Source organism: Pseudomonas sp. FP2254 (assembly GCF_030687695.1).
In the GTDB taxonomy this organism is placed as follows: Bacteria; Pseudomonadota; Gammaproteobacteria; order Pseudomonadales; family Pseudomonadaceae; genus Aquipseudomonas; species Aquipseudomonas quebecensis.
On the sequence record NZ_CP117444.1, the window covers coordinates 3,503,013 to 3,525,214 of the forward strand.

The following is a 22,202-nucleotide window of genomic DNA, read 5'->3' on the forward strand; positions in this document are numbered from 1 at the left end:
ATCGTCGCATTCCCAAGGGCGCGGGACTCACGTGTAATGGGCGCATAACGATAAGGATCGCCCTGCCATGCTGCCCGCCCGACTGCCCCTGCTGGCGTTGCTGTGCCTGCTCACCGCCCAGGTCCAGGCCGACACGCCGCTGTTTTCCACCGACGGCTATCGCATCAGCCTGTACCGCAGCCCTACCCCCGACCATGTGCCGGGGGCGACCATCGTCGACACCCCGGCCCTGCAAGCCTTGCTCGGCCAGGTGCCCGCACCGGTGCTGATCGACGTTTACCGTCGCCAATGGCTGCAAGGTCGTTTCATCCAAGACCAGCCCCACGCCAACCTGCCCGGCAGCTATTGGCTGGCCAATACCGGCGACGGCGACCTGACGCCGGAGTGGCAAGGTTACTTCGCGCGGCACCTGTACAAGTACACCGGCGGCGACCTGTCGCGCCCGCTGGTGTTCTACTGCCGCTCCGATTGCTGGCTGAGTTGGAACGCGGTAAAACGTGCCGCCAACCTGGGCTATACCTCTGTGTATTGGTACCGCGACGGCTTGGATGCATGGGAAGCGGCAAACCTGCCAGTGACGGCTGCGACACCCGAGCCTTTTCAATAACCACAACAAGAAGGTGAACGGCCATGTACAAAATCCTGATTGCCGACGATCACCCGCTGTTTCGCGAGGCGATCCATAACGTCATCAGCGACGGCTTCCCCGGCAGCGAAGTGATGGAAACCGCCGACCTGCACAGCGCCCTCGCCCTGACCCAGGAACACGACGACCTCGACCTGATCCTGCTCGACCTGAATATGCCGGGCATGCACGGGCTCAACGGCCTGATCAACCTGCGCAATGAGTCGCCGACCATCCCGGTGGTGATCGTTTCCGCCGAGCAGGACAAGCAGATTGTGCTGCAAGCCATCACCTATGGCGCGGTGGGGTTTATCACCAAGTCCTCGCCGCGCCTGCAAATGACCGAGGCGATCCAGCAGATTCTCAACGGCAACGTGTACCTGCCGCCGGACATCATCCGCACCCAGAAACCTGGGGGCCAGCGCCGCCTCAACGAAAACCCCGGCTTCGCCCCCGAACTGCTTCAAGCCCTGACGCGCAAGCAATTGCTGGTGCTGGAACGCATGACCAAGGGCGAGTCGAACAAACAGATCGCCTACACCCTGGAAATCGCCGAGACCACAGTGAAGGCCCACGTGTCGGCGATCCTGCGTAAGTTGAACGTGCATAACCGGGTGCAGGCGATCCTCAGTGCCGGGGATATCGATTTCGGCTCATACCTGCGCCGCTGACCCGTCTGGCACAACACAAATCAAATGTGCTGATCGTTCCCACGCTCCGCGTCACGCCCGTTAAGAGCGGACGCAGAGCGTCCAGTGCGGCATTCCCACGCAGAGCGTGGGAACGATCAGTTGTCAGGGCCGACCAAGCAGGTGGCTCATGGCGGTCTTGAGTTTCATTCGGCGTACCGGCTTGTGCATCAAGGTATGGATGATCGTTCCCACGCTCCGCGTGGGAATGCATCCTGTGACGCTCCGCGTCACGCCCGTTAAAAGCCGACGCAGAGCGTCCAGTGCGGCATTCCCACGCAGAGCGTGGGAACGATCAGTTGTCAGGGCCGACCGAGCAGGTGGCTCATGGCGGTCTTGAGTTTCATTCGGCGTACCGGCTTGTGCATCAAGGTATGGATGATCGTTCCCACGCTCCGCGTGGGAATGCATCCTGTGACGCTCCGCGTCACGCCCGTTAAGAGCGGACGCAGAGCGTCCAGTGCGGCATTCCCACGCAGAGCGTGAGAACGATCAGTTGTCAGGGCCGACCGAGCAGGTGGCTCATGGCGGTCTTGAGTTTCATTCGGCGTACCGGCTTGTGCATCAAGGTATGGATGATCGTTCCCACGCTCCGCGTGGGAATGCACCCTGTGACGCTCCGCGTTACGCCCATTAAAAGCGGACGCAGAGCGTCCAGTGCGGCATTCCCACGCAGAGCGTGGGAACGATCAGTTGTCAGGGCCGACCGAGCAGGTGGCTGATGGCGGCCTTGAGTTTCATTCGGCGTACCGGCTTGTGCATCAAGGTATGGATGATCGTTCCCACGCTCCGCGTGGGAATGCATCCTGTGACGCTCCGCGTCACGCCCGTTAAAAGCCGACGCAGAGCGTCCAGTGCGGCATTCCCACGCAGAGCGTGGGAACGATCAGTTGTCAGGGCCGACCAAGCAGGTGGCTCATGGCGGTCTTGAGTTTCATTCGGCGTACCGGCTTGTGCATCAAGGTATGGATGATCGTTCCCACGCTCCGTGTGGGAATGCATCCTGTGACGCTCCGCGTCACGCCCGTTAAAAGCGGACGCAGAGCGTCCAGTGCGGCATTCCCACGCAGAGCGTGGGAACGATCAGTTGTCAGGGCCGACCGAGCAGGTGGCTCATGGCGGTCTTGAGTTTCATTCGGCGTACCGGCTTGTGCATCAAGGTATGGATGATCGTTCCCACGCTCCGCGTGGGAATGCATCCTGTGACGCTCCGCGTCACGCCCGTTAAGAGCGGGGACGCAGAGCGTCCAGTGCGGCATTCCCACGCAGAGCGTGGGAACGATCAGTTGTCAGGGCCGACCGAGCAGGTGGCTGATGGCGGCCTTGAGTTTCATTGGGCGTACCGGCTTGTGCATCAAGGTATGCCCCAACTCACGGATCTGCAGTTTCAGCTCGTTGCTGTAGTTGGCGGTGATCATCAGCGCCGGTATCGGGCGGCTGCGGCGGGCGTTGATGTGGGCCACGGCGTCGACGCCGTTCTGGTCGTTATCCAGGTGGTAATCGGCGATCAGCAGGTCGGCCTCGGCGTGGTAATTGTCCACCTGGCCAGCCAGGTCCTGCTCCGATAAGGCGGTGATCACCTCGCAGCCCCACCCTTCGAGTAACGTGCGCATACCCGCGCAGATCGCCGCGTCGTTATCCAGCACCCACACCCGCGCGCCCTGTAAACGCTCCAGCATCGGTTCGCTCATGCTGGGCGCAGGCAGGTTTTTTGGGGCGGTGGCGCTCAAGGGCACTTCCACGGCAAACATCGAGCCCTTGCCGGGTACGGATTTGACGCTGATGCGATGGCCAAGAATGCCGGCGATTTTCTCCACGATCGCCAGGCCCAACCCCAGCCCGCGATCCTGATCGCGGCGCTGCACATCGCCGCGTTTGAACTCCTGGAATATCTCCTCCAGGCGCTCCTCGGCGATGCCCATGCCGCTGTCCCACACCTGGATCGACAGGCGCTGATGCTGGCGACGACAGCCCAGCACCACGCGACCGCTGTAGGTGTAGCGAATCGCATTGCTCAGCAGGTTGCGCAGAATCCGCGCCAGCAGTTGGATGTCGCTGCGCACCAGTGCCGAACAACCGATGAAGCGCAGCTCCAAGCCTTCGCTGCGGGCCAGTTGGGTGTATTCGACGGCCAGGTTATCGAGCAGTTCGCTCAAGGCGAACGGCGCGATATCGGCCTTGATCACCCCGGCATCCAGCTTGGAAATATCCACCAGGGTGCCCAACAGGTTTTCCACGTCTTCCAGGGAATTGCTCACGTTGCGCACCAGCTTTTCGCTCGGGCGCTCCAGCAAAGCGCTGGTGAACAGACGCGCGGCGTTCAGCGGTTGCAGCAGGTCGTGGCTGACGGCCGCGAGGAATTTGGTTTTCGACAGGTTGGCCTGTTCCGCCTCCAGCTTGGCCTCGCGCAGGCGGGTTTCCATGCGCCGGCGCTCATCGATTTCCTTGAGCAACTGGCCGTTGAGCGCAGTGAGTTCCGAGGTGCGCTGGGCCACGCGTTGCTCCAGGTGCTGATAGGCCTGGTGCAACGCTTCGGCGGTGCGGCGGCGTTCGGTGATGTCGCGGATCAACACAAAGATCCCTACCACTTCGCCACTGGCCAGCATATTCGGCACATAGGAGCGCAGCATGTAGCGCTCCTGGTTATTGATGTTGGTCTCGGCGAACTCGAAGGTCACGCTCTCCCCGGCCAGGGCGCGGGCGACATAGGCGTCCAGGCGCTGGCAATGCTGCTCGCTGTGGACTTCGCGCAGGCTCAGGCCGAGCATCATGCCGCGCGGCCAGCAGTACCATTGTTCATAGACCTTATTGGTGAATTCGTAGACCAGGTCGGCATTCAAGTAGCCGATCAGGGCCGGAACGTTATCGGTGATCAGGCGAATCCAGCGTTCACTTTCCTGGGCCTTTTGCGCCGCCGCCTGTTCACCGCGCAGGGTCTCGGCGCGCAGCCTTGCGTTGATCAGCAAGTGGTTGCTGGCCTTGAGTTCGGCCATTGCCTGGTTCAAGGCATCGGTGCGTTCGCGCACTTGCTCGGCCAGTACCACCGAATGCTGAAAGGTGGTGTACGGGTTATTACCCTGGGCCATGCCGGACTCGATACGCTCGATCAGCGCCGCATTGATCCGCGCCAGCTTGTGGTTGTCCTGTTGCAGTCGGGCCACCTGGGCGAGCAGTTCAGCGCCGGCCTCGGGCAATGGCGACCCCGGTGAAGGTCTGGTTGATGTGCATGCCATTGAACTGTTCTCCGTAGGTGTTGAACCCCATCACCCGTTTGGCTTGCAGGAAGCTGCCGATCTGTTCCAGGCCCCCGGCGTCTTCCAGCTCCAGGCGGCGCAGGAAGCAGTCGCAGCCGACAGTCAGCAACAAATCGCCGAGGCGAGAGTGCAGGCCGTCGAACAGGCTTTCCAGGTTGGGCAGAATCGGGCCGGGTTTCATCACGGTCAGTACGATGCCGTTTTCCACGGCGCAGTAGAAACTCAGGCTCAGGTCTTCGTGCACCTGTTGGATGGCGCGCACGTAGTACTGATCATGGATACGCACCGCCAGCGGGTGGGCGGCAAAGACGCGGTGGTCGAGGTCGGCCACCGCCACGCCGATGTGCCGCGCGTACTCCTCGGCGGCGGGTTCGGCATTGAGCTCGTACACCCGTCGTGACGGGCTGTCGGCGCCGGTCACCACCAGTTTTTCCGCACGCGGCAGGATGTGGTGGGTGGTGAACACTTCGAAATCCAACCAGGTATTGACCAGCACCACCACCGCCGCGCCGCTGTGGAACGCGCCATTGAAATACACGTGGGTGTGGGTGAGGAAGTTGTCGTCACCGGCCGAACCGCCGAAGTGCGGGATATCGCCAAGGGCGGCGCTGAGGGCGGCGAGTACCATTTCTTCACGGCTGGAGAGGCCATCGAGCAGGGTCAGGGCGAAGGTATTGCCCTTGATCGGCGCCAGGGTATTGCTGCGACAGCCGCCGACCAGGCGTTCGACCATGTGCTGGGCGTCGATCAGGCTGAAGTGTTCCACTTGGTCGATCAGCTCGGTGGCGATAGAAAAATGCGCGTGATTAAAGCCCATCGCCGTAATGCAATTGCGGCCATAGCCTTGGGGCGTGATCTCGCCGGCGCTGGTACAGCCCACCACGCGCACGTTGCCCAGGCACGCTTGCAACGCTTGGCCCAGGGCCTGCAGGTCGTAAGACGCCGAGCAGAAAAACAGCACGAAGCCCAGGTACGGATGCAACAGTTGCTGCGCCAACTCCTCGGCGGCCTGCCCTTCATCGGTGGCCTGGGACATGGCACTGACTACGCCTTCACTGTTATGCATCGTTGCCTCCCCCTCTGAGGCATGAGTGTACGAAGGGCGGGGGATGAGACCTATGCTACTTGGGTACTGGGTGGGGGGATGCGATGGGATGAAGGCGCTTGATCGTTCCCACGCTCCGCGTGGGAATGCAGCGGGTGACGCTCCGCGTCACGACCGTCAAGAGCGGACGCGGAGCGTCCAGGGCGGCATTCCCACGCGGAGCGTGGGAACGATCAATGCAGGGCGTTGACCAGCATGCCAATCGCCACCACCACACATAGGCTGGCAAACCCCACCTGCAGGGTGCGTGCGGCGATGACCGAACACAGGCGCCGGCCGATCAGCATGCCGACGATGCTGGCTGCGATAAACACCCAGCCGACGGCGTCGATACGCACGCCGGCATGGAACGCGCCGACCACGCCGATCAGCGAAATCAGACTGATCACCATCAACGAGGTGGCGACAATGCCGCGCATCTGCACATCGGTAAGCTGTTTGAATGCCGGCACGATCAGAAAGCCACCGCCCACGCCGAGCAGACCCGACACCGCACCGGTGATGGCGCCCAGGGTGGCCAGGGTGGCGGTGCATTTGGCGGTCCAGGCCAGGCGCCCGGTCTGCTGGTTGAGCATGCAGTTTTTCTGGCCCCAGGAGGCGGCGCCATGGTCGCTCGGCCCGGCCTGGAGTTTCTCCCGTTGCAGCATGCGCCACGCCACCAGCACCATCAACGCGCTGAACAGGCCCTTGAGCAGCGCTTCGGGCATCTGATGGGCGACGAACACCCCCAGCGGGGAAAACAGCGCGCCGAGCAACGCGATCAGCAACGCGGCGCGATAACGCACCAGGCCATGGCGCAAACCGTCAATCGCCCCCACCGCCGCCGCCGCGCCCACAGCGAGCAGCGACACCGGCGCGGCCTGGGTCATGCTCAGGCCCAGCCCCAGCACCAACGCGGGCACACCGAGGATGCCGCCACCGGCGCCGGTCAAGCCCATGACCATGCCCATCAACACGCCCAACACACTGGCCAGCAGCATTCAGTCCACCTTGCTCAGGCGGGTCAGCCATTCGCGGCCCTTGAGCATGCCGTTCCAATAGAACCAGGGCAGCAACGTGGCCTTGAGAAACCACATGGAACGACGTGCCCGCGTCGGGTCGAGGGCGAACGTCGGCAGCAGCTTGCCACCGTAACCAAACTCGGCCAGCACCACTTTGCCCTTCTCCACCGTCAGCGGGCAGGAACCGTAGCCGTCGTACTTGAGCGGCAGCGGCGCCTGTTTGCGCAGGGCCAGCAGGTTTTCGGCGACCACCACAATCTGCTTGCGCACCGCCGCGGCGGTCTTGGCATTGCTGGTGCCGCACACATCGCCCAGGCCGAAGACACGCGCATAGCGCTGATGCTGCAGGCTGTGCGGGTGCACGTCGCACCAGCCGGCGGCGTCGGCCAGTGGGCTGTTGCGGATAAACTCCGGCGCCAGTTGCGGTGGGACCACGTGCAGCAGGTCGAAAGTTTTTTCGACACGGGTGACGTTGCCTTCGGCATCCTTGACGTCAAACCAGGCTTTGCGTGCCGGACCGTCGACTTTCACCAGGTTGGTGTTGAAGGCCAGGCGCGCGTTGTATTTCTCCACGTATTTCATCAACGGCGGCACGAAGGTCGCCACGCCGAACAGCGCCGCGCCGGCCAGGTTGAATTCCACGTCGATGTTTTTCAGATGGCCTTGCTTGAGCCAGTGATCGCAGGACAGGTACATGGCCTTCTGCGGCGCGCCGGCGCATTTGATCGGCATGGCCGGCTGGGTGAAGAGCGCTTTGCCGGCCTTGAGTTGCTTGACTTGCTGCCAGGTATAGGCGGCGTGCTCGTAGCTGTAGTTGGAGGTCACGCCGTGCTGGCCGAGGGTGTCCTGCAGGCCTTCGATTTTTTCCCAGGCCAGACGCAGGCCAGGGCAGACGACCAGGTTGTTCCAGGTCACGCGCTGGCCGTTGTCGAGCACCAGGCTCTGGCTGTCCGGCAGCACCTCGGTGACGGCGGCCTGCACCCAGGTCACGCCATTGGGCAATACGTCGGCCAGGGGACGGCGGGTTTTTTCCAGGTCGTAGGCACCGCCGCCCACCAGGGTCCAGGCCGGTTGGTAGCAGTGGTAGTCGCTGGGTTCGATCAGGGTGATGTTCAGATGGGGGTCGCGCTTGAGCAGGCTGGCCAGCAGGCCGATGCCCGCCGAGCCGCCGCCGATGACAACGATGTCGCCACTGATGGTTTGGCCCCAGTGTTGGTCGGTCATGGTCTATCGCCTTTTTTTGTCAATGCACACAAGGGTCGCCGCCGGATGGCGTTACGCCCAACTTTTTATGACCGCGCCGCAGTACAGCCCGGACAAGGTCTTCATCACTTGGATCACTTCGTGGCTGGCCAGCCCGTAGAAAATGTATTTGCCTTCGCGACGGGTGGCCACCAGCCCTTCGTCGCGCAGGATGCCCAGTTGCTGGGACAGCGTCGGCTGGCGCACGCCGGTCATGGTCTCCAGCTCGCCGACATTGCGTTCGCCCTGGGTCAACTGGCACAGGATCAACAGGCGGTCTTCATTGGCCAACGCCTTGAGCAAGGCGCAGGCTTTGGACGCGGACGCACGCAACTGGGCGACTTCGCCCTCACTCAAGGTAGATTCCATTTGCGTCGGGTCCTGTGTGTCACTTAATCTGAAAACATTATGTTTAAATATAAAGTGATTGTAATCACTTTTTTCCAGCATCAGGGGCTACCGCCATGCCAGCGTTGATTCAATCCTTTCTGGACGAGGCGTCGTCGACCTATACCTATGTGGTCTACGAAGCGGACGGCGGCGCCTGCGCCATCGTCGATTCGGTGCTCAACTACGACCCCGCCTCCGGCCGCACCGACACCACCCAGGCGGACAAGGTGATCGCATTCGTACACGAACACCGTTTGCAGGTGCAGTGGCTGCTGGAAACCCATGCCCACGCCGACCACTTGTCCGCCGCGCCCTACCTGCGCCGCAGGTTGGGCGGCAAGATCGCCATCGGCCAGTGCATCAGCAAAGTGCAGGACGTATTCAAGAACCTGTTTAACCTGGAGCCGGAATTCCGGGCGGACGGTTCGCAGTTCGATCATTTGTTCGCCCCGGACGAGTGCTTTCACATCGGCGGCCTGCAAGCCCAGGCCTTGCATGTGCCCGGTCATACCCCGGCGGACATGGCCTACCTGATCGAGGGTCGGTTGATCCTGGTCGGCGATACCCTGTTTATGCCGGATGTGGGCACCGCGCGCTGCGACTTTCCCGGCGGCGATGCGCGGCAGTTGTACGCCTCAATGCGCAAATTACTGGCGTTTCCACTGGAGACCCAACTGTACGTGTGCCATGACTATCCACCCCAGGGGCGCGAGGCGAAATGCCTGACCACGGTAGCCGAACAGCGCGCAGGCAATATTCATGTGCATGACGGCGTGGATGAAGCGGCGTTTGTGGCGATGCGCACCCAGCGCGATGCGGGGCTGGGGATGCCGACGCTGTTGTTGCCGGCGATCCAGGTGAATGTACGGGCCGGGCATCTGCCGCCGGCGGAAGACAATGGGGTGACCTACCTGAAGATCCCCCTCAACCAGCTCTGAAATGCGGGATTCGAGTTGCCCAAGATGGCGGTGTGACAGGCATCTTGGCGCTAGCTGATTCACCGCCATCGGGGGCAAGCCCCCTCCCACATGTGTGCCTGGGTTGCATCAGGAACCGAGGCTGATGCCGTTGGAGGGCAATGGCAACGCGGTCTTGTAGCGCACCTGCTTGAGCGCAAAGCTGGAGCGGATATTCGCCACGCCCGGCACTTTGGTCAGAAAGTCCATCATGAAACGTTCCAGCGCCTGGATCGTCGGCACCAGTACGCGAATCAGGTAGTCGGGGTCGCCGGCCATCAGGTAGCACTCCATCACCTCGGGGCGGTCGGCGATGGCGCTTTCGAACTGTTGCAGGGCCAGCTCATTCTGTTTTTCCAGGCTGACATGGATAAACACGTTGACGTGCAACCCCAGCAGATCGGCATCCAGCAAGGTGACCTGCTCACGGATCAGGCCCAGTTCCTCCATGGCCTTGACCCGGTTGAAACACGGCGTGGGCGACAGGTTGACCGAGCGGGCCAGGTCGGCGTTGGTGATCCGCGCGTTCTCCTGCAGGGCGTTGAGAATGCCGATATCGGTACGGTCCAGTTTGCGCATGAGACAAAATCACCTGTTTATTATGTTTATGCAGATTTTTTATCCGCAAATGATCATGAGCGCAATGAAACACAGATAAATATTCTTCTACGCCCCGCCTATGATTGTTGTAGGACAAGATTTCCCCTATCCGGGGACTGATTGTCAGCTAGCGCGCCCACTACAAGAAATTCACAAGATAGAGCGTAGAAAGCCATGACCCAGCAGTACGAACCGCTGCGCCTGCACGTTCCCGAACCCTCGGGCCGCCCAGGCTGCAAGACCGATTTCACCTACCTGCGCCTGAACGACGCCGGCCTGGTGCGCAAACCCGCCATCGACGTAGAACCCGCCGACACCGCCGACCTGGCCAAGGGCCTGATCCGCGTGCTCGATGACCAGGGTCAGGCCCTGGGGCCGTGGGCCGAAGGGGTTCCCGTAGAGATCCTGCGCAAGGGCATGCGTGCCATGCTCAAGACACGGATCTTCGATAACCGCATGGTGGTCGCCCAGCGTCAGAAAAAAATGTCGTTCTACATGCAAAGCCTTGGCGAGGAAGCCATCGGCAGCGCCCAGGCCCTGGCCCTGAACATCGACGACATGTGTTTCCCCACCTACCGCCAGCAAAGCATCCTGATGGCCCGCGAAGTGCCGCTGGTGGACCTGATCTGCCAGTTGCTGTCCAACGAGCGCGACCCGCTCAAAGGTCGTCAGCTGCCGATCATGTACTCGGTCAAAGACGCTGGCTTCTTCACTATTTCCGGCAACCTCGCCACCCAATTCGTACAGGGCGTGGGCTGGGGCATGGCGTCGGCGATCAAGGGCGATACCAAGATCGCGTCGGCCTGGATCGGTGACGGCGCCACCGCCGAATCGGACTTCCACACCGCCCTCACCTTCGCCCACGTCTACCGCGCGCCGGTGATCCTCAACGTGGTCAACAACCAATGGGCCATCTCCACCTTCCAGGCCATTGCCGGCGGTGAAGCCACCACCTTCGCCGGACGCGGCGTCGGTTGCGGCATCGCCTCCCTGCGTGTGGACGGCAACGACTTCATCGCGGTGTACGCCGCTTCCGCCTGGGCCGCCGAGCGTGCGCGCCGCAACCTGGGCCCGACCCTGATCGAATGGGTCACCTACCGCGCCGGTCCGCACTCAACGTCGGACGATCCGTCCAAGTACCGTCCCGCCGACGACTGGAGCCACTTCCCGCTGGGCGACCCGATCGCCCGCCTCAAGCAGCACTTGATCAGGATTGGCCAGTGGTCCGAAGAGGAGCACGCGGCGGTCAGTGCCGAACTGGAAGCCGAGGTCATCGCCGCGCAAAAACAAGCCGAACAGTACGGCACCCTGGCCGGTGGCCAGATCCCAAGCGCCGCGACCATGTTCGAAGACGTCTATAAAGAGATGCCGGAGCACTTGAAGCGCCAGCGTCAGCAGTTGGGGATCTGACATGAACGATCACAACAACAGCATCGAAGTGGAAACCGCCATGACCACCACCACCATGACCATGATCCAGGCCCTGCGCTCGGCCATGGATGTGATGCTCGAACGCGACGACAACGTGGTGGTGTTCGGCCAGGACGTCGGTTATTTCGGCGGCGTGTTCCGCTGCACCGAAGGCCTGCAGAGCAAGTACGGCACTTCGCGGGTATTTGACGCGCCGATCTCCGAAAGCGGCATCGTCGGCGTGGCGGTGGGCATGGGCGCCTATGGTTTGCGCCCGGTGGCCGAGATCCAGTTCGCCGACTACGTCTACCCCGCCACCGACCAGATCATCTCCGAAGCCGCGCGCCTGCGTTATCGCTCCGCCGGCCAGTTCACCGCGCCGCTGACCATGCGCATGCCCTGCGGCGGCGGCATCTATGGCGGCCAGACTCACAGCCAAAGTATCGAAGCGGTGTTCACCCAGGTCTGCGGCCTGCGCACGGTGATGCCGTCCAACCCGTATGACGCCAAGGGCCTGCTGATCGCCTCCATCGAAAACGATGACCCGGTGATCTTCCTCGAACCCAAGCGCCTGTACAACGGCCCGTTCGACGGCCATCACGACCGCCCTGTCACCCCGTGGTCGAAACACCCGCAAGCCCAAGTGCCGGACGGTTACTACACCGTGCCGCTGGACGTGGCCGCCATTGTGCGTCCGGGCTCGGCCGTCACCGTGCTGACCTACGGCACCACCGTGTATGTGTCCCAGGTGGCCGCCGAGGAAACCGGCATCGACGCCGAAGTCATCGACCTGCGCAGCCTGTGGCCGCTGGACCTGGAAACCATCGTCAAATCGGTGAAAAAGACCGGCCATTGCGTGGTGGTGCATGAAGCCACGCGCACCTGTGGCTTTGGCGCCGAGCTGGTGGCGCTGGTGCAGGAGCATTGCTTCCACCACCTGGAAGCGCCGATCGAACGCGTCACCGGGTGGGACACCCCCTACCCGCACGCGCAGGAGTGGGCGTATTTCCCAGGGCCGTCCCGTGTGGGCGCGGCGCTGCAACGGGTCATGGAGGTCTGAATGGGCACGCACGTTATCAAGATGCCGGACATTGGCGAAGGCATCGCGGAAGTAGAACTGTCGCAGTGGCATGTGAACGTCGGCGATATGGTGGTCGAAGACCAGGTGCTGGCGGATGTGATGACCGACAAGGCGATGGTGGATATTCCCTCGCCGGTGCACGGCAAGGTGATCGCCCTCGGCGGCGCGCCGGGCGAAGTCATGGCCGTGGGAAGTATTCTGATCAGCATTGAAGTGGAAGGCGCGGGCAATGCCAAGGACGTGCCGGTCGAGGCTGAACCGGTGAAGGCCGCTCCCGTGGTTGAAGCCAAGCCAGCCCCGGTCCAAAGCAAACCCGCACCAACTCAGGCTCCAGCGCAAGCCCCGGTAGCCCGCGAAGCCGACGAACGCCCGCTGGCCTCCCCCGCCGTGCGCAAGCATGCGCTGGATGCCGGCATCCCGCTGCGCCTGGTCCAAGGCTCTGGCCCGGCGGGCCGCATTCTGCACGAAGATTTGGACGCTTACTTGCTCCAGCCTGCGACGCAACATAAAACCGCTGCCGCCTCTTACGCCGAACGCCACGACGAAGAACAGATCCCGGTGATCGGCATGCGCCGCAAAATCGCCCAGCGCATGCAGGACGCCACCCGGCGCGCGGCGCATTTCAGCTATGTGGAAGAAATCGACGTCACCGCGCTGGACGAGCTGCGCGTGCACCTTAAAGAAAAACACGGTGCCACACGCGGCAAGCTGACCCTGTTGCCGTTTATCGTGCGCGCCATGGTCGTGGCGCTGCGCGATTTTCCGCAGATCAATGCGCGTTACGACGACGAAGCCCAGGTCATCACCCGCCTCGGCGCGGTGCATGTGGGTGTCGCCACCCAGAGCGACATCGGCCTGATGGTGCCAGTGGTGCGGCATGCCGAAGCCCGCAACCTGTGGGGCACCGCCGAAGAGATCGCGCGCCTGGCCACGGCCGCGCGCAATGGCAAGGCCAGCCGTGAAGAATTGTCCGGTTCCAGCATCACCCTGACCAGCCTCGGCGCGTTGGGCGGTATCGTCAGCACGCCGGTGCTGAACCTGCCGGAGGTAGCCATCGTCGGCGTCAATCGCATCGTCGAACGGCCGATGGTGATCAAGGGCCAGATCGTGATTCGCAAGATGATGAACCTCTCCAGCTCCTTCGATCACCGCGTGGTCGATGGCATGGACGCGGCGCAATTCATCCAGGCCATTCGCGGCCTGCTCGAACAACCCGCCAGCCTGTTCCTGGAGTAACGGCATGACGCACATTACGCATACCACCCTGCTGATCATCGGCGGCGGCCCCGGCGGTTATGTCGCGGCGATCCGCGCCGGTCAACTGGGCATCCCGACCATCCTGGTGGAAGCCCAGGCATTGGGGGGCACTTGCCTGAATATCGGCTGTATTCCGTCCAAGGCCTTGATCCATGTGGCCGAGCAATTCCAGCAAAGCGTGCATCACAGCCAGGGCTCGCCGCTGGGCATAGAAGTGGACGTGCCGACACTGGACATCCGCAAAAGCGTGGAATGGAAGGACGGCATCGTCGACCGCCTGACCACCGGCGTCGCAGCCTTGCTCAAGAAGCACAAGGTGCAGGTGATACACGGCTGGGCCAAGGTAGTCGACGGCAAGACCGTCGATGTCGGCGAGCAACGCATCCAGTGCGAACACCTGCTGCTGGCCACCGGTTCCACAAGCGTCAACCTGCCGATGCTGCCCATCGGTGGGCCGATTATCTCGTCTACCGAAGCCCTGGCGCCGACCCGCGTGCCCAAACGCCTGATCGTAGTGGGCGGTGGTTATATCGGCCTGGAACTGGGAATCGCCTACCGCAAGCTCGGGGCGCAGGTCAGCGTAGTAGAGGCGCAGGATCGCATCCTGCCCGCCTACGACGGCGAGCTGACCCAGCCGGTGGCCGAATCCCTCAAGCAACTGGGGGTAACGCTGTACCTCAAGCACAGCGTCACCGGGTTTGCCGACGGCAACCTGCAGGTTCGTGACCCCAACGGCGACACCTTGTCATTGGCCACCGACCAGGTGCTGGTCGCGGTGGGTCGCAAACCCAACACCCAGGGCTGGAACCTCGAAGCGCTGAACCTGGACATGAACGGCGCGGCGATCAGGATCGACAGCCGCTGCCAGACCAGCATGCGCAATGTGTATGCCATCGGCGACCTGAGCGGCGAGCCGATGCTGGCGCACCGAGCCATGGCCCAGGGCGAAATGGTTGCCGAACTGATCAGCGGCCTGCACCGCGAGTTCAACCCGGCGGCGATCCCGGCGGTGTGCTTTACCGACCCGGAACTGGTGGTGGTCGGCAAAACGCCCGACGATGCCAAGGCGGCGGGACTGGATTGCATCGTGTCGAGCTTCCCGTTCGCGGCCAATGGTCGGGCGATGACGCTGGAGTCGAAAACCGGCTTCGTGCGGGTGGTGGCGCGGCGGGACAACCATCTGATCGTCGGCTGGCAGGCTGTGGGTGTGGGCGTGTCCGAACTGTCCACGGCCTTCGGCCTGAGCCTGGAAATGGGCGCGCGCCTGGAAGACGTGGCCGGCACCATTCACGCGCACCCGACCCTCGGTGAGGCTGTGCAGGAAGCGGCATTGCGGGCGCTGGGCCACGCGCTGCATCTGTAGGCAACCCAGCTCCCACCCTTGAGATGCAATCAGCTGTGGGAGCCGGCCTTGCCCGCGATAGCGGCGGATCAGCCAATACAGATGTCGGATGGTCCGCCCACCTGCTCCCACACGAGCCAAGAATGAAGTATTGTTGCGCCCATCCAGAAAAAAATCCGACTTGACCAGAGATAGAGGGTGTCATGGGTAACGAAAGCATCAATTGGGACAAGCTGGGTTTTGACTACATCAAGACCGACAAGCGGTTTCTCCAGACCTGGAAAAACGGCGAATGGCAAGCCGGCACCCTGACCGACGACAACGTGCTGCACATCAGCGAGGGCTCCACCGCCCTGCACTATGGTCAGCAGTGCTTTGAAGGCCTCAAGGCCTACCGTTGCAAAGACGGCTCGATCAACCTGTTCCGCCCGGACCAGAACGCCGCCCGCATGCAACGCAGCTGCGCGCGCCTGCTGATGCCCCACGTACCGACCGACGCGTTCATCGACGCCTGCAAGCAAGTGGTCAAGGCCAACGAGCGGTTCATCCCGCCGTACGGCAGCGGCGGCGCGCTGTACCTGCGTCCGTTCGTGATCGGCACCGGTGACAACATCGGCGTACGCACCGCGCCCGAATTCATCTTCTCGGTGTTCTGCATCCCGGTCGGCGCCTACTTCAAGGGCGGCCTGGTGCCCCACAACTTCCAGATCTCCACCTTCGACCGCGCCGCGCCACAGGGCACTGGCGCGGCCAAGGTCGGTGGCAACTACGCCGCCAGCCTGATGCCGGGCTCGGAAGCGAAGAAATCCGGTTTTGCCGACGCAATCTATCTGGATCCGATGACCCACTCGAAAATCGAAGAAGTCGGTTCGGCCAACTTCTTCGGGATCACCCACGACAACCAGTTCATCACGCCGAAGTCGCCTTCGGTGCTGCCAGGCATCACCCGCCTGTCGCTGATCGAACTGGCCCAGACCCGCCTGGGCCTGGAAGTGGTCGAGGGCGAAGTGTTCATCGACAAGCTGGACCAATTCAAGGAAGCCGGCGCCTGCGGCACGGCGGCGGTGATTTCGCCGATCGGCGGTATCCAGTACAACGGAAAACTGCACGTGTTCCACAGCGAAACCGAAGTCGGCCCGATCACCCAGAAGCTCTACAAAGAGCTGACCGGCGTGCAGACCGGCGACGTCGAAGCACCTGCCGGCTGGATCGTAAAGGTCTAACCGCCTGTGGGAGGGGGCTTGCCCCTTCCCCCTTTGCTCTCCGGTATTCTCAGGCATCGCAGGACTACAGCACCTTCTCCATTACCAAGGTGCGCTCGTTGCCATGATGGACGTCACGTACCGTGCGAAACCCCAGCCGGGCGTAGAACGGCTCGGCCGTCAGCGATGACGGCACACTCAGCATTGCCACCCCCGCCTCCCTCGCACTTCGTTCGATTTCAACCATCAGCAACCGACCAATACCCTGCCCTTGCAGTGCTGGGTTGACGAACACCGAGCGCACCACATTGGCATCCAGCGCAGCGGTGCCGACGATCACCCGATCCTGAACCGCCACCAGCACCATACGACGCGCGAAGAGGTCCAGCACCGCCTCCGGCGTGAAGTTACCCGCCACCCGGGCAATCACCTGCGCCGGGTAATCCTGTGCATTACTGCCGTACAAGGCCGCCAGGATAACCTGGCTGACCCCCTCGGCATCGTCGGGCTGGGCGAGACGTACGACGGTAGACATGATCCCTCCTGTTTAACCTTGCCCGCTGGCAATACGCTTACCGGGCCTGCTGCCGATCATCTTGGCCTGACCATCCTTCTGCTTCCCCGTTCGCGCTTCGCTGATCAAGCTTGGGATCAGCTTGCCCTCCGGCAGGTTTTTCCAGAAACGACTGGGCAGGTGCCCTTCCATCACCTTGGGGTTCAACCGCGCCGGGTTGAATATATGGCTGTAATACGTCAGCCACATGGCGCTGTGAGGGTCTTCGACGTTCTGCGCCAGTTGCTGCCAGGGTTCGGGGCAATGGCGTTGATGAACCAGCTGTTCGCCATCGTAATACACGCCGTCCAACGGTGTGGCGATCATCCAGCGATGACGGCCCATGCGCCCGATAAAGTGCTGGCTGGCCGATTTCAGAATGTCGTGGGCGGGTTCATGCCAGGCTACGTATTCCGGTAGTTCCGGCCCAGCCTCCGGCGGCAGCGCGACAAAGCGCACGAACGCGTGCAGGTGGTGCGCTTCACGGCTGACCTGCTTGATCCGCCGCTGCAACTCGCTGCCCAGTTTGTCACCGGCCAGCATCGCGGTGCGGTCGCCGTGGCTGACGCGCCACAGCACTTCATACAACAGGCTCCAGCGTTGGTCGCCGTGGTAGCAGGCGGCCGACTCCAGCAGTTCGAGCAGTGCCTTGGGAATACGCGCCTGAAACGGCCCCGGCCCGGCAGGGATCGGCTCATCGGTGGCAAACAGATCCGCGGCCTGCGCCTCGCCCCAACTCACCTGGCTGGGGTCGACTTGATGGCTGAGTAACCAGCGCGCCTGTTCGCGCCAGGTGTCGAACAGGTTGTCGCATTCCAGGCTGATCATCCCCACAGCCCCATCTGCTGCGGCTGCGGGCGGTCCCGCAGTTGCTCGCGCAGCAACACGCTGGTGCTGTCCGCCTGCTGCGGGTGGTAGTCGCTGGTGATGAAAAACGGCTTGGCCTTGGCCAGCACGCAACGCATGCGGGCCAGGTCTTCAAAGCGGATTTTGCGCTCGCGGCGCAGGTCCACCAGGCGCTGGGTGGTGCGCAGGCCGATACCGGGAATACGCGCGATCAAGGTCGGTTCGGCGCGGTTGAGGTCCAGAGGGAACACCTCGCGATGCTCCAGGGCCCAGGCCAGCTTGGGGTCGATATCCAATGCCAGGTGACCGGGGCCTTCGAACAATTCGCCGGCGCTGAAGCCGTAGCTGCGCAGCAGGAAGTCGGCCTGGTACAGGCGGTGTTCGCGCATCAGCGGCGGCGCGGCCAGGGGTACGCTTTTCGGGCTGTTGGGAATGGGGCTGAACGCCGAGTAGTAGACGCGGCGCAGCTTGAAGTGGCCGTACAGCGCTTCGGCGCCGTGCAGGATGGTGCTGTCGTCGGTGTCGTCGGCGCCGACGATCATCTGCGTGCTCTGCCCGGCCGGGGCGAAACGCGGCGCGCGAGGTTCGTTGAGCACCGTCTGCTCGCCGGTGTAGATGGTCTGCATGGCCTGCTTGATCGAGCCGATCTGCTTCTCCGGCGCCAGCGTCTGCAGGCTGGCATCGGTGGGCAGTTCGATATTCACGCTCAGACGATCGGCATAACGCCCGGCCTCGGCAATCAGCGCCGGGTCGGCTTCGGGGATGGTCTTGAGGTGGATATAACCGCGAAAGTCATGCTCCTCGCGCAGCAGTTTCGCCACCCGGACAAGCTGCTCCATGGTGTAGTCGGCCGAACGGATAATGCCGGAGCTGAGGAACAGCCCGCTGACGCAATTGCGCCGGTAGAAATCCAGGGTCAGGGTGACCACCTCCTCCGGACTGAACCGCGCACGCGGCACGTCGCTGGAGCGGCGGTTGACGCAGTATTGGCAGTCGTAGAGGCAGAAGTTGGTGAGCAGCACCTTGAGCAGCGACACACAGCGCCCGTCAGGCGTATAGCTGTGACAAATGCCCATGCCATCGGTGGAACCCAGCCCCGCCTTGCCCTCGGAGCTGCGCTTGGGCGCGCCGCTGCTGGCGCAGGACGCGTCGTACTTGGCGGCGTCGGCGAGGATGCTGAGTTTTTCGATCAACTGCATGGCGGGTTACCGGTACTGGTTTTTTGTACAGTATCAGCGGTAACCCTTTGTCACAAGTACCGTCCGTAGGTGCGAGCTCAGCTCGCGGTGGCCAGCAGCAAATCCTGTATCGACCGCCCTGTGTCGCGCCCACGGTCCAGCGCATACAGCGACGCCGCAATCTCATCCGCGCGAATCGGCAAGACCGACAGCAGCGTATCGCTCAAACCATGGCTGGCCTGGCTGAAGCCCTGGATGTAGATACCGGCATTGCAGCGCTCATCGGTGACGATGCGGTAGTCGCGGCTCACTTCGAAATCGCCCATGTATGCTTCCAGCGGCGCCAGCAGTTCGCGGTGCATCTGACGCTCATAGCCGGTGGCCAGGATGACCGCGTCGTAGTGATTGACGCTGGTTTCACCCGTGGCGTTATTGCGCAGGGTCAGTTCGATGCCCAGCGGGCCGGGTGCGGCCTTCTCGACCACGGTCATGGTGCGGAAGGCCTGGCGCGCAACGCCGGAGACTTTCTGACGATAGAAAATGCCGTAGATACGCTCGATCAGGTCCAGGTCCACCACCGAATAGTTGGTGTTCTGGTACTCCGCCACCAGCCGCTCACGCTCGGCGCCGACCTGCTGGAACACGAGGTCGGTGAACGCCGGCGAGAACACTTCGTTGACGAACGGGCTGTCATCCGCCGGCTTGAGCGCCGAACCGCGCAGGATCATATCCACCTGCACCGAGGGGAAGCTGTCGTTGAGGTCGATAAACGCCTCGGCCGCGCTCTGGCCGCCGCCGATGATCGCGATGCGCATCGGCTTGCCCTGCACGCAGGGCTGGTTGGCCATGCGCTCCAGGTACTGGGAGTGGTGGAACACGCGGCTATCGCCCTTGAGTGCCTTGAAGCTATCGGGAATCCGTGGCGTACCGCCGGCGCTGACCACCACCGAGCGGGTGGTGCGCACATGCTGCTCGCCCAGCGCATCGCGGGAAATCACCCGCAGCGCCTCGACCTGCTGCTGATGCAGGATCGGCTCGATGGCCAGCACTTCCTCACCATAACGGGCCTGGGCCTGGAAGTGCCCGGCCACCCAGCGCAGGTAGTCGTTGAACTCCATGCGGCACGGGTAGAAGGTGCCGAGGTTGATAAAGTCCACCAGGCGGCCGTGGGCCTTGAGGTAATTGACGAAGGAGTACGGGCTGGTGGGGTTGCGCAGGGTCACCAGGTCCTTGAGGAAGGAAATCTGCAGTTCGCTCTGGGTCACCAGGGTATTGCCGTGCCAGCGATAGTCGGCCTGTTTGTCCAGAAACAGCACATCCAGTTTGCCCTGCGCCTTCTCGCGCTCTTGCAGGGCGATGGCCAGCGCCAGGTTCGAAGGGCCGAAACCGATGCCGATCAGGTCGTGAACCGCGGGCGAAGCAATTGCCTGTGTCATTCCAGTGTCCTCTGGATAAGCCCCGTGGCGGTGGGGCGGGAATACCTTCGAGACCTGCACAACAGGTCATGTGTTGATAGGAAACGAGGACAGTGAAATAAAATTTAACTGATGATGGATCAGTGCGCGTCCCACTCGCGCATCCGCACGCGGCAGTGCTTCATGGCATTGACGATGTGTTTTTCCACCAGGGCGCGGGAAATACACAAGCGTTCGGCGATTTGCAGGTGGCTCAGGCCATCGAGCTTGCGCAACATGAAACTCTCGCGACAGGCCGCCGGCAGTTCGGCCAGGGCACGTTCGAGCAGCGCCAGGCGCTGGCCCTGATCGTGGCAGGCGTGCGGGGTGCCGGGGGCGAAACGTTCTTCGCTGTCCAGCACGTCCAGCGGCTCGACCTGGCGCAGGGCGTTGCGCCGATGGCCGTCGATCACCAGGTTCAGCGCCGTGCGGTACAAAAAGGCACGCGGTTGTTCGATGGGGGTGTCGCTGGAGCGTTCCAGTACCCGCACATAAGCGTCATGCACCACATCTTCGGCCACCTGACGGTTGCCCAGCTTGGCGTTGAGGAAACACACCAGCTCGCGATAGTAGTTTTCCAACATGACTCCCGACATCTTGAAAGCGCATTGCGGACACGAGCGTGCTCGGGCCCGCAGAAGGATGCCATTGGATAATGGCAGTTTGGGTAGGTGCAATTTATAGTAATTCTCATCTACTTTTAAAGCAGTCTTGCCTCGACAGCGGTTTTTTTTAGCCGCAAGCCCTGTAACAGCGTGTGTAACCGCTTAAATCCTCGCGCGTTTATCTCGTTTAACTGTCAGCTCTGCGCAACCGCGCCTCGACTTTCCCTGGCTGGAATCCATCCATGAAACGCCCCCGCCCCGCCCGACGCGCCCTGCTTGTTGCGGCGTGCCTGATGCCTCTGATCGCCGTCGCCGCGTGGCAGGTGTTGCCGTCGGGCCGCGACGACCTGACCACCGTCACCGTAACCCGCGGCACTATCGAAAACAGCGTGACCGCCCTCGGCACCCTGCAACCGCGTCGCTATGTGGACGTGGGCGCCCAGGCGTCCGGGCAGATCCGCAGGATCCACGTCGAAGCAGGCGATCAGGTCAAGGAAGGCCAATTGCTGGTGGAAATCGACCCGTCCACCCAGCAGGCCAAGCTCGACGCCAGCCGCTACGCCATCGAAAACCTCAAGGCGCAATTGCAGGAGCAGCAGGCCCAGCATGAGCTGGCGCGCCAGAAGTATCAGCGCCAGCAACGCCTGGCCACCGGCAATGCCACCCGTGAAGAGGACGTGCAAACCGCCAAGGCCGAGCTGAGCGCGGCCCAGGCCAGGGTCGATATGTTCCAGGCGCAGATCCGGCAGGCCCAGGCCAGCCTGCGCAGCGATGAGGCGGAGCTGGGCTACACACGCATCTATGCGCCCATGAGCGGCACCGTGGTGGCGGTGGATGCGCGCGTCGGCCAGACCCTCAACGCCCAGCAGCAGACGCCGCTGATCCTGCGTATCGCCAAGTTGTCGCCGATGACCGTATGGGCCGAGGTGTCGGAGGCCGATATCGGCCACGTCAAACCCGGCATGACCGCCTACTTCACCACCCTGAGCGGCGGCACCCGGCGCTGGACCAGCACCGTGCGACAGATCCTGCCGATACCGCCCAAGCCCCTGAATGAAACCCAGGGCAGCGGCAGCCCCACCAGTTCCAACAAAAGCGGCGCCGGCCGCGTGGTGCTGTACACCGTGCTGCTGGATGTGGACAACACCGACAATGCGCTGATGGCCGAGATGACCACCCAGGTGTTCTTCGTCGCCGGCCAGGCCAAGGACACCCTGACCGCACCGGTCTCGGCACTGCTCGGCAACGGCACCACTGACACACAGATCGCCCGCGTGGTGATGCCCAACGGCAGCATCGAACAACGGGAGGTGCGCCTGGGCCTTAGCGACCGCCTGCGCGTGCAGGTGCTCGAGGGCCTGAACGAAGGCGACCACCTGTTGATCGGCCCGGTCGACGGCAGTGGAGGTTGA

19 protein-coding genes and 1 pseudogene are annotated in these 22,202 nt (G+C 62.8%); 9 read left to right on the forward strand and 11 right to left on the reverse strand.

Annotated features, from left to right (window positions below):
* Nucleotides 1–67 precede the first annotated feature (67 nt).
* Both PSH94_RS16000 and PSH94_RS16005 read left to right on the forward strand, forming a co-directional pair.
* On the forward strand, nucleotides 68–607 hold the full coding sequence (locus PSH94_RS16000; RefSeq protein WP_181081715.1) for a PQQ-dependent catabolism-associated CXXCW motif protein: 540 nt from the start codon (nucleotides 68–70) through the stop codon (nucleotides 605–607).
* A gap of 23 nt (nucleotides 608–630) precedes the next feature.
* Nucleotides 631–1,296 carry a response regulator transcription factor gene (locus PSH94_RS16005; protein WP_266246020.1) on the forward strand — a complete coding sequence of 222 codons (666 nt, stop codon included), beginning with the start codon at nucleotides 631–633 and terminating at the stop codon, nucleotides 1,294–1,296.
* 1,307 nt (nucleotides 1,297–2,603) lie between these two features.
* Here PSH94_RS16005 and PSH94_RS16010 read toward each other — a convergent pair.
* The 5 genes from PSH94_RS16010 to PSH94_RS16030 all read right to left on the reverse strand — a co-directional run bounded on the left by PSH94_RS16010 (nucleotide 2,604) and on the right by PSH94_RS16030 (nucleotide 8,285).
* A complete protein-coding gene (locus PSH94_RS16010; RefSeq protein WP_305435234.1) occupies nucleotides 2,604–4,547 on the reverse strand; it encodes a NahK/ErcS family hybrid sensor histidine kinase/response regulator in 1,944 nt (647 codons plus the stop codon).
* A complete protein-coding gene (gene nosP / locus PSH94_RS16015) occupies nucleotides 4,489–5,634 on the reverse strand; it encodes a nitric oxide-sensing protein NosP (protein WP_181081786.1) in 1,146 nt (381 codons plus the stop codon). The genes PSH94_RS16010 and nosP overlap by 59 nt, the downstream gene beginning before the upstream one ends.
* Nucleotides 5,635–5,846: 212 nt before the next feature.
* Entirely contained in the window at nucleotides 5,847–6,653 is an 807-nt protein-coding gene (locus tag PSH94_RS16020) for a sulfite exporter TauE/SafE family protein (protein WP_305435236.1), read from the reverse strand.
* Nucleotides 6,654–7,898 (reverse strand): FAD/NAD(P)-binding oxidoreductase, encoded by a 1,245-nt coding sequence (locus PSH94_RS16025; RefSeq protein ID WP_305435238.1) that lies wholly within the window; start codon nucleotides 7,896–7,898, stop codon nucleotides 6,654–6,656. It lies immediately after the preceding gene.
* 51 nt (nucleotides 7,899–7,949) lie between these two features.
* Entirely contained in the window at nucleotides 7,950–8,285 is a 336-nt protein-coding gene (locus PSH94_RS16030) for a helix-turn-helix transcriptional regulator (protein ID WP_017527038.1), read from the reverse strand.
* Between the two features lie 95 nt (nucleotides 8,286–8,380).
* Between PSH94_RS16030 and PSH94_RS16035 the strand changes: the two genes are divergently transcribed.
* Nucleotides 8,381–9,244 carry an MBL fold metallo-hydrolase gene (locus PSH94_RS16035; RefSeq protein ID WP_253508411.1) on the forward strand — a complete coding sequence of 288 codons (864 nt, stop codon included), beginning with the start codon at nucleotides 8,381–8,383 and terminating at the stop codon, nucleotides 9,242–9,244.
* Nucleotides 9,245–9,352: 108 nt separating this feature from the next.
* Here PSH94_RS16035 and bkdR read toward each other — a convergent pair whose 3' ends face one another.
* On the reverse strand, nucleotides 9,353–9,841 hold the full coding sequence (bkdR, locus tag PSH94_RS16040; RefSeq protein WP_034137807.1) for a Bkd operon transcriptional regulator BkdR: 489 nt from the start codon (nucleotides 9,839–9,841) through the stop codon (nucleotides 9,353–9,355).
* Nucleotides 9,842–10,036: 195 nt separating this feature from the next.
* Between bkdR and PSH94_RS16045 the strand changes: the two genes are divergently transcribed.
* From PSH94_RS16045 to PSH94_RS16065, 5 genes are all read left to right on the forward strand, one after another.
* Nucleotides 10,037–11,272: a 3-methyl-2-oxobutanoate dehydrogenase (2-methylpropanoyl-transferring) subunit alpha gene (locus PSH94_RS16045; RefSeq protein WP_285429024.1), complete on the forward strand. Its 1,236-nt coding sequence runs from the start codon at nucleotides 10,037–10,039 to the stop codon at nucleotides 11,270–11,272.
* Between the two features lies 1 nt (nucleotide 11,273).
* Nucleotides 11,274–12,332 (forward strand): alpha-ketoacid dehydrogenase subunit beta, encoded by a 1,059-nt coding sequence (locus PSH94_RS16050; protein ID WP_305435242.1) that lies wholly within the window; start codon nucleotides 11,274–11,276, stop codon nucleotides 12,330–12,332.
* Nucleotides 12,333–13,589: a dihydrolipoamide acetyltransferase family protein gene (locus tag PSH94_RS16055; RefSeq protein ID WP_305435243.1), complete on the forward strand. Its 1,257-nt coding sequence runs from the start codon at nucleotides 12,333–12,335 to the stop codon at nucleotides 13,587–13,589.
* Between the two features lie 4 nt (nucleotides 13,590–13,593).
* Entirely contained in the window at nucleotides 13,594–14,973 is a 1,380-nt protein-coding gene (gene lpdA, locus PSH94_RS16060; RefSeq protein ID WP_253508417.1) for a dihydrolipoyl dehydrogenase, read from the forward strand.
* Nucleotides 14,974–15,155: 182 nt separating this feature from the next.
* On the forward strand, nucleotides 15,156–16,175 hold the full coding sequence (locus PSH94_RS16065; protein ID WP_181081794.1) for a branched-chain amino acid aminotransferase: 1,020 nt from the start codon (nucleotides 15,156–15,158) through the stop codon (nucleotides 16,173–16,175).
* A gap of 67 nt (nucleotides 16,176–16,242) precedes the next feature.
* Here PSH94_RS16065 and PSH94_RS16070 read toward each other — a convergent pair.
* From PSH94_RS16070 to PSH94_RS16090, 5 genes and pseudogenes are all read right to left on the reverse strand, one after another.
* Nucleotides 16,243–16,689 (reverse strand): annotated as a pseudogene (locus PSH94_RS16070) (GNAT family N-acetyltransferase); the annotation flags it as partial.
* Nucleotides 16,690–16,701: 12 nt separating this feature from the next.
* The gene (locus tag PSH94_RS16075) at nucleotides 16,702–17,535 is read right to left on the reverse strand and encodes a TIGR03915 family putative DNA repair protein (protein ID WP_305435245.1); all 834 of its coding nucleotides are present in this window, start codon (nucleotides 17,533–17,535) and stop codon (nucleotides 16,702–16,704) included.
* On the reverse strand, nucleotides 17,532–18,752 hold the full coding sequence (locus tag PSH94_RS16080; RefSeq protein WP_181081796.1) for a putative DNA modification/repair radical SAM protein: 1,221 nt from the start codon (nucleotides 18,750–18,752) through the stop codon (nucleotides 17,532–17,534). Before PSH94_RS16080 ends, PSH94_RS16075 begins: the two co-directional genes overlap by 4 nt.
* A gap of 77 nt (nucleotides 18,753–18,829) precedes the next feature.
* Nucleotides 18,830–20,167 carry a lysine N(6)-hydroxylase/L-ornithine N(5)-oxygenase family protein gene (locus tag PSH94_RS16085; protein ID WP_181081797.1) on the reverse strand — a complete coding sequence of 446 codons (1,338 nt, stop codon included), beginning with the start codon at nucleotides 20,165–20,167 and terminating at the stop codon, nucleotides 18,830–18,832.
* Nucleotides 20,168–20,286: 119 nt separating this feature from the next.
* The gene (locus tag PSH94_RS16090; protein WP_181081798.1) at nucleotides 20,287–20,769 is read right to left on the reverse strand and encodes a sigma-70 family RNA polymerase sigma factor; all 483 of its coding nucleotides are present in this window, start codon (nucleotides 20,767–20,769) and stop codon (nucleotides 20,287–20,289) included.
* 263 nt (nucleotides 20,770–21,032) lie between these two features.
* On the opposite strand from PSH94_RS16090, the gene PSH94_RS16095 reads away from it, so the two are divergent.
* The gene (locus tag PSH94_RS16095; RefSeq protein ID WP_305435248.1) at nucleotides 21,033–22,202 is read left to right on the forward strand and encodes an efflux RND transporter periplasmic adaptor subunit; all 1,170 of its coding nucleotides are present in this window, start codon (nucleotides 21,033–21,035) and stop codon (nucleotides 22,200–22,202) included.

Coding starts and splice junctions, on each gene's coding strand:
- PSH94_RS16000 (WP_181081715.1), top strand. CDS start 68: ATGCTGCCCGCCCGACTGCCCCTGCTGGCGTTGCTGTGCCTGCTCACC.
- PSH94_RS16005 (WP_266246020.1), top strand. CDS start 631: ATGTACAAAATCCTGATTGCCGACGATCACCCGCTGTTTCGCGAGGCG.
- PSH94_RS16010 (WP_305435234.1), bottom strand. CDS start 4,547: ATGGCATGCACATCAACCAGACCTTCACCGGGGTCGCCATTGCCCGAG.
- nosP (WP_181081786.1), bottom strand. CDS start 5,634: ATGCATAACAGTGAAGGCGTAGTCAGTGCCATGTCCCAGGCCACCGAT.
- PSH94_RS16020 (WP_305435236.1), bottom strand. CDS start 6,653: ATGCTGCTGGCCAGTGTGTTGGGCGTGTTGATGGGCATGGTCATGGGC.
- PSH94_RS16025 (WP_305435238.1), bottom strand. CDS start 7,898: ATGACCGACCAACACTGGGGCCAAACCATCAGTGGCGACATCGTTGTC.
- PSH94_RS16030 (WP_017527038.1), bottom strand. CDS start 8,285: ATGGAATCTACCTTGAGTGAGGGCGAAGTCGCCCAGTTGCGTGCGTCC.
- PSH94_RS16035 (WP_253508411.1), top strand. CDS start 8,381: ATGCCAGCGTTGATTCAATCCTTTCTGGACGAGGCGTCGTCGACCTAT.
- bkdR (WP_034137807.1), bottom strand. CDS start 9,841: ATGCGCAAACTGGACCGTACCGATATCGGCATTCTCAACGCCCTGCAG.
- PSH94_RS16045 (WP_285429024.1), top strand. CDS start 10,037: ATGACCCAGCAGTACGAACCGCTGCGCCTGCACGTTCCCGAACCCTCG.
- PSH94_RS16050 (WP_305435242.1), top strand. CDS start 11,274: ATGAACGATCACAACAACAGCATCGAAGTGGAAACCGCCATGACCACC.
- PSH94_RS16055 (WP_305435243.1), top strand. CDS start 12,333: ATGGGCACGCACGTTATCAAGATGCCGGACATTGGCGAAGGCATCGCG.
- lpdA (WP_253508417.1), top strand. CDS start 13,594: ATGACGCACATTACGCATACCACCCTGCTGATCATCGGCGGCGGCCCC.
- PSH94_RS16065 (WP_181081794.1), top strand. CDS start 15,156: ATGGGTAACGAAAGCATCAATTGGGACAAGCTGGGTTTTGACTACATC.
- PSH94_RS16075 (WP_305435245.1), bottom strand. CDS start 17,535: ATGATCAGCCTGGAATGCGACAACCTGTTCGACACCTGGCGCGAACAG.
- PSH94_RS16080 (WP_181081796.1), bottom strand. CDS start 18,752: ATGCAGTTGATCGAAAAACTCAGCATCCTCGCCGACGCCGCCAAGTAC.
- PSH94_RS16085 (WP_181081797.1), bottom strand. CDS start 20,167: ATGACACAGGCAATTGCTTCGCCCGCGGTTCACGACCTGATCGGCATC.
- PSH94_RS16090 (WP_181081798.1), bottom strand. CDS start 20,769: ATGTTGGAAAACTACTATCGCGAGCTGGTGTGTTTCCTCAACGCCAAG.
- PSH94_RS16095 (WP_305435248.1), top strand. CDS start 21,033: ATGAAACGCCCCCGCCCCGCCCGACGCGCCCTGCTTGTTGCGGCGTGC.